Here is a 12,632-nt window from a genome sequence, read left to right on the forward strand (position 1 = left end):
GCGTGCTCGAAGACGGTCATGTTGCGGCCGATCTCACCCAGGCCGCCCAGGGCGATGACCCGCAGCCCTCCTTCGGGAAGAGGCGGGGCGGCTTTTAGTTCGGGGTGCGGATGACTCATACCCTGACGGTACCTGGAGAGCGGGACAGGGTGATCCATCGCCTGTGTGATCCAACGAGGGGCCGGCCCCGCCGGGCGTCCTCGGGAAGTCGGCGGTACCGGCGTCTCAACCGTGGCGGCGACCGGCAGGCCGACGCCGCCCTGCACCGGATCGTGCGGACTCGCCTGCGCGTCGACGCACGCACCCGGCCCGCAAAGTCATGCCCCACATGGTGGGCAGTCGTGAGAGATGAGAGGGTCTGACGGGTGAGCGAGACACCACCGAACACCCTGCAATACCGCTTTGACGGGCCAGAAGACGCACCTGTCCTGATCCTGGGTCCCTCCCTGGGCACCACATGGCACAGGTTGTAGAGACCGTCCAGGGACGTCCAGCGCTTCCAGGGCAGGCACGAATCTGCAGGTCAGGGCCTTTTAGTTTGAGAGGGTCCGCCGAGTTCGTGACAGCTGTGTGATAGCGGGTGGTACGGCGAAGCCCTGCCAGGGACCATCTTTCGGGGGAACCTCTTTGCGGAGCCGTGTGACGACGAAGCCGCACCGGAGCGTTCCGGTGCGGCTTCGTCGTGAGATGGGCTGCGCTGGCCCGGGCAATCGGTCAGCGCCTCATGCAGTCCGGGTCCCAGTGACGATTCAGGGTGCGCCTGATTTGCGATCGCACGCGCTCACTCGTTCGTAGGGATCCGCGCTCATGGCGCGCCCCGGCCACGCCTGGGTGGAGCATGACTGACCGGATCGTCCAGCTGCGCAGGTCTGCTCAGTGCCCAGCCTGGACAGTTGCTCGGCTCCAGGAGCGACCACCGCCTGTGACGGGGACGACATCGCACGGGACCGACATCGTCGGAGAGGCGCTCCAGCACGACTTGCCCGCTCTCCGCGGACCGGGTGCACTACGACGAGACCGGATTCCTGCCTTCCAGCAGCATTCGTGCTGCCGCGTCCGGTCCGTGCCGGCCGTCGAACTCACGGAACGCTCGCTCGATCTCGGCGTGTACGCGGCTGACGAGCGGCTCGAAGTCGCGATGGGTGACGATCAGGAACTGCCGTTCCCGCATGGCTTCGAGCACTTGCGCACCGACACGGTCCGGATCGGCTCCCTGAGCGAGCACCGCGTTGTTCGCAGCCACTACCCCGGACTTCACGTCCTGCCCGAGCAGTCTCGCCTCGGCCTTCGCGGCGGTGGCATTGATACGGGTGGCCATCGTGCCCGGCACGAGCAGGGATACTCCTACGCCGGTTCCCCGAAGCTCGTCCCTGAGCACCATCGAGAACCCGACGCTGGCGAACTTCGACGAGGCGTAGGCACCCACGTGGATCACCGGCACGATCCCCGCCATCGAGGCGGTGTTCACGATGTGCGCTCGACGGCCGCGCTGCTTGAATCGCGGGAGGAATGTCGAGACCCCGGTGAACTGCCCCTCGATGTTGACCGAGAACACCCAACGCCACACCTGGAGCGGTGTCTCGTCGATCGGTCCGCCCCCGTTCACGCCCGCGTTGTTGCACAGGATCCATCGCGTGACGACACCGCCGTTCGCGGCGCATGCCGACCGCTCGACCCGCCGTTCACGCGCTTGGCGCGGAGGCCCTGGCCCTACCCCGGCTCTCGACGGAAGTACGGCGCGCGGATGGCGGGGGAACTGCCCGACATCTGCCCTGCGCGGCGGTGCCACCGGCCTGTTCTCCCGTCGAACCATTGCCGGAGCTCGCCCGGACGTGCACGTGACAGATACCGAAGGAGAAACATGAAGGCAGCACGGTTCTACGGCAAGGAAGACATCCGCATCGAGGAGGTGCCGGAGCCCAGCCCAGGCCCGGGGCAGGTGAAGCTGCGCAACGCGTTCGCCGGTATCTGCGGCTCCGATCTCCATTTCTTCTTCTATCCCGAGTCGCTGCCGTTCTCCCTGGACGAGCCGCACCCCCTGACTGGGGCCACTTTGCCGCAGATCCTGGGGCACGAGTTCTCCGGCACCGTCGTCGAGATCGGTGACGGCGTGGCGGATGTGCAGGTCGGTGACCGCTGTGCCGTCTTTCCCTTGGCGGTGTCCTGCGGCACGTGTGCGGCCTGCCGCCGGGGGCTGCCCTTCTCGTGCCGGCTGATGGGCTCGCTGGGGTCGAACGTGGAGGGCGGTGGTCTGTCGGAGTTCACCGTGTGCGACGCGTCGAAGGTGCACGTGCTGCCGGACGGTGTGGATTTGCGGATGGGTGCGCTCGTCGAGCCGATGGCGGTGGGCTGGCACGCTGTCGCGCGCAGCGGTGTGGAAGCGGGTGGCAGCGCGCTGGTGGCGGGGGCCGGGCCGATCGGTATCGGTGCCTGGTTCGCGTTCAAGGCCCGTGGGGTGGAGAAGGTGCTGGTGTCCGAGCCGAGCGCGGACCGACGCGCGATCATGGCGGCGCTGGGTGCGCGTGTCATCGACCCGGTGAACCAGGATCTCGCGGATGCCATTGCCTTGCTCACCGATGGTGACGGTGTGGACGCGGCGGTGGACGCCGCCGGCGCGGGCGCGGCGGTCACCTCCGTCATGGCGGGTCTGGTGCCCGGCGGTCGACTGGTGGTCGCAGCGCTGCACGAGCACACCATGGACTTCCAGCCCACCGGGCTGATGATGGGCGAGACCGAGGTCGTGGGCGCGGTGGGCTATCGCCGCGAGGAGTTCGACGAGGTCATCGCGGCCATGGCGGACGGGTTCTACGACACGACCGGCTGGGTGCGGGAGCTTCCGCTGGACGGCGTCATCGATGCCCTGCACACACTGCGCCAGGGCATCGGCGGGAAGACGCTCCTGCGCCTCGGCTGAGCGTCCCGAACGCCCCGGTACGGACGGCCTGCGGGCTGGTCCGTACCGGGGCTGGGCCCTTCCGGCGGGCCAGGCGCGCGTACGGCGGAGGACGTCGCCCGAGACTGCGGCGTTCGGCGGTTCCTCACGCGGTGGCTCGCCCAGAACGATTGATCCGCACCGCGATCACGCGGTGCGGAAGAAGGAGTCCCCATGTCCATCAGCATTCCGCGCCCCCCGTTCGACCCGGAGCTTGAGGCCGTACTCGCGGTCCTCGGGGATCAGATACCGCCGACCATGACCGCGGAGATGATCCCCGACATGCGTCGTGCAGCACCGGCAGAGGTCACCGGCGAGATGCTCAAGGCTTCCGGTCTGACCCGGCGCGACGTCCAGGTTCCGGGGTATTTGGGCGACGAGATCACCGTCTCGGTGATCGCCCGGGAGGATCACCGGGGACTCGGGCCGGGGATCTACCACACGCACGGCGGTGGCATGGTCTCCGGTGATCAGTTCTCGGGTCTGGTCCAGGCCCTGCCGTGGGTCGTCGAGCACGACGCCGTCCTGGTCACCGTCGACTACCGGCTGGCACCCGAGCACCCCGATCCCTACCCGGTCGAGGACTGCTACGCCGGTCTGCTCTGGACGGCTGACCACGCCCGAGAGCTCGGAATGGACCCCGACAGGCTGATCATCGCCGGGCAGAGCGCCGGGGGCGGTCTCGCCGCCGGTATCGCGCTGATGGCACGAGACCGGCAGGGACCTGCCTTGATCGGTCAGGTCCTCATGTATCCGATGCTCGACGACAGGGACCGGACGCTCTCCTCGGCGCAGTTCGACGCTGTCGGCGTGTGGGACCGCGGGAGCAACGTCATGGGCTGGACCGCGCTCCTGCAAGAACGGCGCGGCACCGACGACGTCTCCGTCTACGCCGCGCCCGCCCGCGCGACCGATCTCACGGGGCTGCCGCCAGCGTTCATCGACTGCGGTTCGGCCGAGGTGTTCCGGGACGAGGACGTCGCGTACGCGACCGCCCTCTGGCACGCGGGCGTGCAGGCCGAGCTGCACGTCTGGCCCGGCGGATTCCACGGCTTCGACCTGACCGCGCCGCACACCGCGCTCGCACACGCCATGACGGCCGCTCGCAACGCCTGGGTGGCCCGCACCCTGGGATCCTGAGGACCCCCCTCCCCAGCGCCCGATACACTCCCAGAAGGAGCAAAGGAAAGCAATTGCACCATTTGGTCGGTCGGCTGAGCGCACTCGACCCGGAGGCGAGCGAAAGCCTGCGGATCGTGTCGTACTTCGACGTCCTCATCACCCGGGGCGCCGGACTCGACGGGCTCCTGCGGGGTGCCGCGGTCCTTTCCGGCACGGTCGCGGGCGCCGAGATCCGAGGACGCGTGAGCCGACGCGACCCCGATGGGCATGCGGTCACCAAACCTGTCGAAGTCCGGCGTTTCCCAAAGATGTCCCACGGCGACTGGACGGTGTGGCTCGAGAGAGACGAGGAACCGGAACCCCACGACGCGATGATCATGGAGCGCCTCGCGCTGGGAGTCGAGCTGCTCGAGGGGCGCCGCCGTCCCGACGGCGGCCTCGACGCGGTCATCGACCCAGCCCGTCCGATCGCCGAGCGGGTGCCACACCTCGCCAGGCACCGGATCGATCCGGCAACGCCGGTGCGGATCCTGGCCACCGCCGCGGACACCGCCGAGATCGGCGCGCCCTCCGCGATCGTGCCGACCCGGTACGGGCTGCTGAGGGCTACACTCGATGTCTTCGGCAAGCTCGATCCTCCAAAGCCGGTCGGGTTCGGAACCTGGGTGCGCGCCGACCGTGCTCCCGATTCCTGGGACGCGGCGATCATCGCCCTCCGGCTGACGGACGACTCCGCACCGATCGTCGACGCGACCGACCTTGGAGCGATGGTCCTGCTCGCCCAGGCATACGACCCGCAGAATCCGCACGAGGACGTGCGCGCCCTCGCCGGGCTCGACACGCGTTCCGCGGACGTACTCCGCACGCTGGTGGAAGCCGACAGCATCCGCTCCGCCGCCGCCGCACTGGGCATGCACCACTCCACCGTGCAAGCACGCCACGAGGCACTGACACAAACCCTGGGCTACGACCCGCGCACCAACGTCGGCCAGATGCGATACATCGCCGCGGCACTGCTGCTACGCCTCACCGACCCGATCATCCCGGCGCGCTCCAAGCCGGCGTAACCGGTCCCGCGACGAAGGTACGGACAGAACGCGCGCCGGGCTCACGGCTCGGATCGCCCGTGACCGCTGTGGCGTAATCACGATAGTTCGTCAGTAGGGAGAAGGAGCCTTTGAAGGAGACCACTCGGTCGCCGCATGATCACTGACTCGTTCAGTCCATCGTCGTGCGCCTGCGCTCCTGACTGCGCCAGCTTGGCCAAGTCGACGCGTTCGCGAACGTGTCGCTCGTTTCCGAGGCAACCTCTGCCGGTGCCCACTGCCGCCACGACGAGGTGCTGCGTCCTCCCGGCCGAAGGCCGTCGACTTGATCGCGCTTCAGAACTGGTCGGCCAAGTCTTCCTCGAGGGCCTGCACTGCCGCCTCCAGCGTGGCGACCAGCGACTGCAAACGCTTCGGGTCGTAGCGCACGCTGGGCATCGACACCGACAGACCGGCCAGCGCGGTGCGGTCCCGGTCACGCACCGGGACGCCAACGGCGATCAAACCCCGCTCGGAGCGCTCCTTGTTGACGGCGAACCCGTTGCGGCGCAGCCGCCTCAGCTCGGTCCGCAGCCGGGGGAGGTCCGGCCGCTCGGCCGGGCGGTCGTGGTAGCGCTCCGGCGCGTACACCTCGTCCAGCTCCTCGTCGGTGAGGTCCGCGAGCAGCAGCAGCCCCGCCGTCGTGCGGTGGGCCGGGAACACCATGCCCTCCCGGGAGCCGACCCTGAGCGCCTGCCGGCACTCGACGCTGGCGATGAACCGGGCCGTGTCCCCGGTGCGCACGATCAGGTTCGTCGTCTCGTCCAGCAGGTCGACGACCCGATGCAGATGCGGCAGGGCCGCCGCGCGCAGCCGCGACACCAGGGACTGGGAGTGCGCGGCCAGCACCGGCCCGGCGCGGTAGACGCGGTCCTCGTCCTGCACGGCGAAGTCCCGGTAGACGAGCATCGCCAGGAGCCGGTGGGCGGTCGACCTGGCGACGCCCAGTCGCTCGGCGATTTGCGACACGGTCGCGCCGCCCTCCATCTGCAGGATGGTCGCCGCCCGAAGCGCGTGGTCCACGCTGGCGATGGGGTAGGGCGGCGGTGTCTTGAGCGGATTGTCCATGGCGTGCCCTTCCCGTTCTGTTCTCCAGAATCTACATGTCCTCCAGGAAGACAGGGTGCACGCTGAGGTCTGTGACTCAGTCCTCCATCGCCCAAGACATCGCCACCGGTTCCCCGGTCCGGCTCCAGGCCGTTTCCGCGGAGGGGCAACCCGAGGTCACCCCGGCGCTCGAAGAGCTGTACCGGGGCTTCGAGCAGGAGTTGCTCGTTCCGCTGTGGACCGAGATCGGCGACCTGATGCCGGCCCATCCGCGCTCGCGTGCCGTGCCGCACCTGTGGCGCTGGGAGCGACTGCGGGAGCTGGCGGACCGGGCCGGTGACCTCGTCCCCGTCGGCCGCGGCGGTGAGCGTCGGGCCATCGCGCTGGCCAACCCCTCCCTCGGCGGCAGGCCCTTCGCCACGCCGACCCTGTGGGCCGCCATCCAGTACCTCATGCCGGGTGAGGACGCCCCCGAGCACCGCCACACCCAGCACGCCTTCCGCTTCGTCGTCGAGGGCTCGGGTGTGTGGACGGTCGTCGGCGGCGACCCGGTGCCGATGAACCGCGGTGACTTCCTCCCGCAGGCCGGCTGGAACTGGCACGCCCACCACAACGCCAGCGCCGAGCCGATGGCCTGGATCGACGGCCTGGACATCCCCTTCCAGTACGTCACCGAGGCGCAGTTCTTCGAGTTCGGCCGCGACGAGATCAACGACGCCGAGCGGATCACGCCGCAGCGGTCACGCTCCGAGCGCCTGTGGGGCCACCCGGGCCTGCGCCCGCTGTCGGCCGTCCCGGCCACGCCGGGCAGCCCGCTGCTGTCCTACAAGTGGGAGTACACCAACGCCGCCCTGGGCGACCAGCTGCTGCTGGAGAAGGAGGGTTTCGGCGGCACCGTCGAGCCCGGCCACGCCGCGGTGCGCTACTCCAACCCGCATGACGGCTCCGACGTCCTGCCGACCGTTCGCGCCGAGTTCCACCGAATCGCCCGCGGCGCCGAGACCGCGCCGGTGCGTGAGACCGGCTCCTCCGTCTACCAGGTCTTCGACGGTTCCGGTGTGGTGACCGTCGGCGAGAAGTCCTGGACGGTCAGCCGCGGCGACCTGTTCGTCGTCCCGTCCTGGGAGCCGTTCTCCGTCAGGTCCCAGGCCGGCGCGACCGACTCCGACGAGGGCGCCCTCGACCTCTTCCGCTTCTCCGACGCGCCCGTCTTCGAGGCGCTCAAGCTCGACCGCACCCAGAAGGACGCCTGAACATGAAGCTCGCCACCCTCCGCACCGCCGACGGGACCCGGGCGGTCCGCCTCGACGGCGACGTCCTCGTCGACCTCGGACACGCCGACCTGGGCGAGCTGTTCGCCGAGGACGGCTGGCGCGAACGGGCCGCCGTCGCGACCGGCACCACGTACCCACTGGACGGTGCGGACTTCGCGCCGGTCGTCCCGAACCCTTCCAAGGTCGTCTGCGTCGGCCACAACTACACCAACCACATCAAGGAGATGGGCCGCGACCTGCCGAACTACCCGACACTCTTCCCGAAGTTCGCCGAGACCCTGCTCGGCGCGCACGACGCCATCGTCAGGCCCGCCGAGACCGAGGCGTTCGACTGGGAGGTCGAGCTGGCCGTCGTCATCGGCAAGCGGGTGCGCCGCGCCGACGAACGGCAGGCCGCCGAGGCCATTGCCGGCTTCACCGTCATGAACGACATCTCGGTGCGGGACTGGCAGTTCCGCACCATCGAGTGGACCCAGGGCAAGATCTGGGAGGCCACCACCCCCGTCGGCCCCTACGTCGTCACCCCCGACGAGGTCGGCGGCGTCCGCCCCTCGCTCGAAGTGAAGACGACCGTCGACGGCCAGGTCATGCAGCGCGACGACACGGGCACGCTGCTGTTCGACCCGGTCTTCCTCGTCCAGTACATCTCGACCGTCATCACCCTGCGCCCGGGCGACATCATCGCCACCGGCACCCCGGCCGGCGTGGGCAACGCCCGCGATCCCAAGGTCTTCCTGGTCCCCGGCCAGACCGTGGTCACCGAGATCACCGGCCTGGGCGCCTGCACCAACAAGGTGGTCGAGGCATGACGGACGGCACGCAGACGCCCGCCGACGCCTGCGCCTGGGCCCGCATCGGCACCGAGCTGATGCTCAATGCCGTCGCGGGCTTCGACGAGGCCGGCTTCTCGGCCCCCAGCGTGCTGCCGGACTGGACGCGCAAGCACCTCGTGGCGCACGTCGCCGCCAACGCCGACGGCCTGCACAACCTGGTGCACTGGGCGGCCACCAGCGAACCCACGCCGATGTACGCCTCCCCCGAGGAGCGCGCCGCCGGTATCGCCAGGGGCCCCTCCCTGTCGGCCGGCGAGCTGCGCTCCTGGCTGACCGGCTCGTCCGAGAAGCTCGCCGTGGCCCTGGACCGGCTGACCGGCGAGCAGTGGCACCGCGAGGTCGTCACCGCCCAGGGCCGCACCGTCCCCGCCACCGAGCTGCCGTGGATGCGCGCCCGCGAGGTCTGCGTCCACGCCGTCGACCTCGGCACCGGCGTCACCTTCGCCGACCTGCCGGACGGCTTCCTCGCCGCCCTGGCCGACGAGATCCGCGACCGGCGCCAACTGACCGAGCTGCCCGACGGACCGCTGCCCGAGGTCACCGCCTGGCTGGCCGGCCGCCCCCACTCGCTCGCCGACGCCCCCGAACTCGCTCCCTGGCTCTGAGAGGTGAGTCCCATGTCCCAACCTGATGTGATCGTCGTCGGAGGCGGCATAGGCGGCCTCGGCGCGGCGTACTCGCTGACCCGCCAGGGCCTGAGCGTCCGCCTGCTGGAGAGCGCCCCCGCCTTCGGCGAGGTCGGCGCCGGCATCCAGCTCGCCCCCAACTGCACCCGCATCCTCGACGACTACGGCCTGCTGGACGAGGCCAAGAGCCTCGGCATGGTCCCCGACGCGATGGTCATGCGCGACGCCGTCGACGGCAGCGAGCTGACCCGGCTCGACCTGCGCGACCTGGAGAAGCGCTACGGCTACCCGTACCTGGTCATCCACCGCAGCGATCTGCACGGCCTGCTGCTGCGCGCCGGCGAGCGCGCCGGCGTAGAGCTGATCACCGACGCCCAGGTGGACGCGTACGAGAACACCGGGGGCGGCGCCCGCGCGACCCTCGCGTCCGGCGCCACCCACGAGGCCGCGCTCGTGATCGCGGCCGACGGCCTGCACTCCGCCGCCCGCAAGCTGCTCGTCGACGACGAACCGGTCTCCTCCGCGTACGTCGCCTACCGCGGCACCGTATCCGCCGAGTCGCCCCGCGTGGCCCCCGTCGACCTCGGTGAGGTCGCCGTCTACGTCGGCCCCGGCTGTCACTTCGTCCACTACGGCCTGCGCGGCGGGAAACTGCTCAACCAGGTCGCGGTCTTCGAGTCCCCCAAGGCCCTGGCTGGACAGGAGGACTGGGGCACGCCCGACGAGCTCGACGCCGCCTTCGCCGAGACCTGCGACTTCGTCCGGGACGGGCTGCCGTTCATGTGGCGGGACAAGTGGTGGCGGATGTTCGACCGCGACCCGATCATGACCTGGGTCGACGACCGGATAGTGCTCCTCGGCGACTCCGCGCACCCGCCGCTGCAGTACATCGCGCAGGGCGCGATCATGGCCATCGAGGACGGCTGGGTGCTGGGCGAGCACGTCGCCCGCAACCGCGCCGAGGACGGCACGATCGACTGGGACGCCGCCCTCGCCGCCTACGAGGCCGTCCGCCCGGAGCACTGCCGCCGCGTGCTGACCACCTCCCGCAAGTGGGGCGAGCTGTGGCACCTCGACGGTCTCGCCCGCGAGCAGCGCAACGCCCTGCTGCGCGCCCGCGACACCTACGACTACGCGTTCACCGACTGGCTGTACGGGCCGACCGCGCTGACGCCGGACCAGGAACCGGAGATGTTCACGCCGGTCCCGCTGTCCTCGGCGGCCGTCGGGGAAGCGGTGCTCACGGGTGGGACGGCATGAGCAACGCCTGCCTCTAGCGGCGGCCCGCACCCCGTTCGGCCGGTTCGGCGGGGCTCTGGCCGACGTACGCCCCGACGACCTCGCCACGCCGCAGGCGAACTCGACGTCGTCCTGGACGAGAAGCTGCCGGCTGACCGGGTGGCCGTCGGCACTGGACCGCAAGGACGCCGTCACCGCCGGTGCACCCGAGAAGATCGCCGCCCGCGGCGCCCGTGTCGTCCTCGACCACGTCGGCATCGAGGACGACGAGCACCTCACCGACGCCGAGCGCGCCGCCTTGGTCGCCGACCTCGTGCCAACCGGACACACCGACCGGATCCTGCTCCCCGTCTGCGCGACAGGGGTGGCCAAGTGGCACCCCGCGAACGACCTGCCGTACAGCCATGCATCTACCGTGCCGCCGCCGCGCCGCGTTCGCCACAGGCGTGCCGATCCCGTGCTTCTTCCGCGGCGCGCATCGCGATCGGGTCTAGCGGCCCCGCGCCACCGTGGCCAGGTGCCCTTCGACATCGCCGCCCTGTGCCCGAACGGCACCTGGGCGCCCACCACCAGGGCCAGGGCTCGAACTCCGCCGTCGAGGCCGCCGACGCGCTCGCCGACGCATCCAAGTCGCTGTCGGCGAAGACCGGCCCACCTCGCCGCCTGCACCGGCTTCGTCGGTGGCGACAAGCCGCAGCAGGTGGGTCTTCGTACCGCGGCCGATGGTTGTCTCCACCCTGCCGCACTCCGCCCGCGCCGACGTCGACTATCACGGCGCGCACGCCCTGTGAGCCGCGGCGACTTCATCGAGTTCCTGCTCGGCGTGCTGCCCGAGGGCATGATGCGGCTCGGCCACCGGCTGGAGTGCGTCGAGGACAAGGACGACACCTCGGTCCTGCCCCGGCGAACACGCCTACCGCGCCGTCATCTCCGTGGACGACCCAACGGCATGGTCACTCCCCCTATACGATTCCGGCGTGGGGCACTGTTGAATCCCCGCTGATCGTCCGGCGGAAGGGGACCGCACCTCCGCGACCTGAAAGTCATCGTGGACATCGACAAGAAGTTCATCGGGGTGCAGCTCATCGACCTGGTCGCCGAAAACGGCACGGTCGTCCCGGTAAAGGGCGTCGGACCAGCACCGGTCCTGCCACCGGGTGCCGGTCCGACGACCCTCACGCCCTCTGATGTCCACGCTGACAGGCGTCTGCTCGGACGCCGGCAGTGCGTCCCATGCAGAGTCGGTGCAGAGCGTGTTCTGGCCGGCTTCACGGCCTGGCCGATCCCCCGTCGACGAAGAAGAGCGCGCCAGTAACCCCTACTTCACGGTGAGGTATTGCAGGTCGGAGCCGACGACGACTTCGCCGTCGTAGCCCTGTTTGGCCCAGCGTCGCCATTGCGGCGCGTCGAGGGAGTCGTGGGCGAAGTCGACGAGGTGACTGAGAACGAGCCGCTTCGCACCGGCCTCGTGGGCTACGGCGCCCACTTTCTGCACCTCGACATGCGATTCGAGCATGTGGTTGTGCAGGGCGGGCGAGAGCTGGGCACCCTGCAGGTTGATCGCTTCGTGCACGAGCAGGTCGGTGTTCTTGGCGAGGGCAGGGATGTTGGGGGTATGGGTGGTGTCGCCGGAGAAGGTGACCGACCCGTACTCGGTGTCGAAGCGGAACGCGAAGGAGGGGAACACCGGTCCGTGTGGCACGAGGACCGCGCTGACCTTCACCTTGTCGTCGCTCATCACCGGAAATGGCTGCATCAGGGGGGCGGTGTTCGTGAAGTCGGCCCCGACTTCGGGGAGTTCGATCTCCCGGACTTCCAGCAGCGTGTTCGGATCTCTCACGCCGGAGTCGCGTATGAAGACGTTGCTGGAGTAGGCGACGGCCTCGGTCCACTTCTGTGTCAGCGTACGCGTGCCCGGCGTCGGGTCCGAGGGAGCTACCACCGGTGCTGCGCCCCCGCCGAACTTCGGTGGAAGCCCGCCCGCAGGTCCAGGTCCATAGACCTGGACCGGGCCACGGCTGCCCAGCCCGCCGTTGACCTCGGCTCCGCCCAGGACGATGTAGTTGTAGTAGTCGGCGATGTGGTCGATGTGCAGGTGGGTGAGGAAGATCGACCGGATTGCGGAGAAATCGAGGCCCGCCCTGGCGAACTGGGTGACCGAGGAGCGGCCGCAGTCGATCAGGTAGATGTGGCCGTCGACCAGCAACGCCGTGGAAATCCCGGCGCGATCCGGCGTCGGTGGCGGCCCGGCCTGAGTCCCGAGCAGCACCACCTGGAGCTTCGCTTTCCGCTCGTTCGCGACGGGGCGCGCAGGGATGGCGGCCGCGGGCGCGCCCGGTGATCCGCAGGCAGCCAGCCCGAAGGCGAGTCCCGCTCCTCCCATGGCCGTCAGCAGACCACGCCGCCCGATTGCGGAGCGATCCCCGGCGCCCTCGGTAGGTCCACACGATAGGCACATACTGGGCCTCCTTGAT

Annotated in this window: 11 protein-coding genes and 1 pseudogene; 9 read left to right on the top strand and 3 right to left on the bottom strand. The window is 69.9% G+C overall.

All coding sequences use genetic code 11. From position 1 onward, the window contains the following. Positions 1–185: 185 nt before the first annotated feature. Positions 186–308 (top strand): annotated as a pseudogene (locus ACF09J_RS31320) (IS110 family transposase); the annotation flags it as partial. A 698-nt stretch (positions 309–1,006) separates the two neighbouring features. On the opposite strand, the gene ACF09J_RS31325 reads toward ACF09J_RS31320, so the two are convergent. Then, complete coding sequence (locus tag ACF09J_RS31325; protein WP_392308836.1) at positions 1,007–1,813, bottom strand: SDR family NAD(P)-dependent oxidoreductase; 807 nt, start codon at positions 1,811–1,813, stop codon at positions 1,007–1,009. A gap of 48 nt (positions 1,814–1,861) precedes the next feature. Between ACF09J_RS31325 and ACF09J_RS31330 the strand changes: the two genes are divergently transcribed. The 3 genes from ACF09J_RS31330 (at position 1,862) to ACF09J_RS31340 (ending at position 5,121) form a co-directional block, all read left to right on the top strand. Beyond that, the gene (locus ACF09J_RS31330) at positions 1,862–2,914 is read left to right on the top strand and encodes an alcohol dehydrogenase catalytic domain-containing protein (RefSeq protein WP_392308837.1); all 1,053 of its coding nucleotides are present in this window, start codon (positions 1,862–1,864) and stop codon (positions 2,912–2,914) included. Between the two features lie 192 nt (positions 2,915–3,106). After that, positions 3,107–4,072 carry an alpha/beta hydrolase gene (locus ACF09J_RS31335; RefSeq protein ID WP_392308838.1) on the top strand — a complete coding sequence of 322 codons (966 nt, stop codon included), beginning with the start codon at positions 3,107–3,109 and terminating at the stop codon, positions 4,070–4,072. 53 nt (positions 4,073–4,125) lie between these two features. Then, the gene (locus tag ACF09J_RS31340; RefSeq protein WP_392308839.1) at positions 4,126–5,121 is read left to right on the top strand and encodes a hypothetical protein; all 996 of its coding nucleotides are present in this window, start codon (positions 4,126–4,128) and stop codon (positions 5,119–5,121) included. Positions 5,122–5,436: 315 nt separating this feature from the next. On the opposite strand, the gene ACF09J_RS31345 is transcribed toward ACF09J_RS31340, so the two are convergent. After that, entirely contained in the window at positions 5,437–6,207 is a 771-nt protein-coding gene (locus ACF09J_RS31345; protein ID WP_392308840.1) for an IclR family transcriptional regulator, read from the bottom strand. 71 nt (positions 6,208–6,278) lie between these two features. Here ACF09J_RS31345 and ACF09J_RS31350 point away from each other — a divergent pair, with 71 nt between their 5' ends. Genes ACF09J_RS31350 through ACF09J_RS31370 form a run of 5 tightly spaced genes read left to right on the top strand, consistent with a single transcriptional unit; the run spans position 6,279 to position 11,161 of the window. Continuing rightward, positions 6,279–7,439, top strand: coding sequence for a cupin domain-containing protein (locus ACF09J_RS31350; protein ID WP_392308841.1), 1,161 nt, complete (start codon positions 6,279–6,281; stop codon positions 7,437–7,439). 2 nt (positions 7,440–7,441) lie between these two features. After that, on the top strand, positions 7,442–8,269 hold the full coding sequence (locus ACF09J_RS31355) for a fumarylacetoacetate hydrolase family protein (RefSeq protein WP_392308842.1): 828 nt from the start codon (positions 7,442–7,444) through the stop codon (positions 8,267–8,269). Beyond that, on the top strand, positions 8,266–8,898 hold the full coding sequence (locus ACF09J_RS31360) for a maleylpyruvate isomerase N-terminal domain-containing protein (RefSeq protein WP_392308843.1): 633 nt from the start codon (positions 8,266–8,268) through the stop codon (positions 8,896–8,898). The genes ACF09J_RS31355 and ACF09J_RS31360 overlap by 4 nt, the downstream gene beginning before the upstream one ends. 12 nt (positions 8,899–8,910) lie before the next feature. Beyond that, positions 8,911–10,179 (top strand): FAD-dependent oxidoreductase, encoded by a 1,269-nt coding sequence (locus ACF09J_RS31365; protein WP_392308844.1) that lies wholly within the window; start codon positions 8,911–8,913, stop codon positions 10,177–10,179. Further along, positions 10,166–11,161 carry a hypothetical protein gene (locus ACF09J_RS31370; protein ID WP_392308845.1) on the top strand — a complete coding sequence of 332 codons (996 nt, stop codon included), beginning with the start codon at positions 10,166–10,168 and terminating at the stop codon, positions 11,159–11,161. The genes ACF09J_RS31365 and ACF09J_RS31370 overlap by 14 nt, the downstream gene beginning before the upstream one ends. A 315-nt stretch (positions 11,162–11,476) precedes the next feature. Here ACF09J_RS31370 and ACF09J_RS31375 read toward each other — a convergent pair whose 3' ends face one another. Next, the gene (locus ACF09J_RS31375) at positions 11,477–12,430 is read right to left on the bottom strand and encodes an MBL fold metallo-hydrolase (RefSeq protein ID WP_392308846.1); all 954 of its coding nucleotides are present in this window, start codon (positions 12,428–12,430) and stop codon (positions 11,477–11,479) included. Positions 12,431–12,632 lie beyond the last annotated feature (202 nt).

Origin of the sequence: Streptomyces sp. NPDC014889 (assembly GCF_043081205.1) — a bacterium.
In the GTDB taxonomy this organism is placed as follows: Bacteria; Actinomycetota; Actinomycetes; order Streptomycetales; family Streptomycetaceae; genus Streptomyces.

Bases quoted from the DNA above. Each gene is read 5' to 3' on its own strand.
- ACF09J_RS31325 (WP_392308836.1), bottom strand. From the start codon at position 1,813: ATGGTTCGACGGGAGAACAGGCCGGTGGCACCGCCGCGCAGGGCAGAT.
- ACF09J_RS31330 (WP_392308837.1), top strand. From the start codon at position 1,862: ATGAAGGCAGCACGGTTCTACGGCAAGGAAGACATCCGCATCGAGGAG.
- ACF09J_RS31335 (WP_392308838.1), top strand. From the start codon at position 3,107: ATGTCCATCAGCATTCCGCGCCCCCCGTTCGACCCGGAGCTTGAGGCC.
- ACF09J_RS31345 (WP_392308840.1), bottom strand. From the start codon at position 6,207: ATGGACAATCCGCTCAAGACACCGCCGCCCTACCCCATCGCCAGCGTG.
- ACF09J_RS31355 (WP_392308842.1), top strand. From the start codon at position 7,442: ATGAAGCTCGCCACCCTCCGCACCGCCGACGGGACCCGGGCGGTCCGC.
- ACF09J_RS31360 (WP_392308843.1), top strand. From the start codon at position 8,266: ATGACGGACGGCACGCAGACGCCCGCCGACGCCTGCGCCTGGGCCCGC.
- ACF09J_RS31365 (WP_392308844.1), top strand. From the start codon at position 8,911: ATGTCCCAACCTGATGTGATCGTCGTCGGAGGCGGCATAGGCGGCCTC.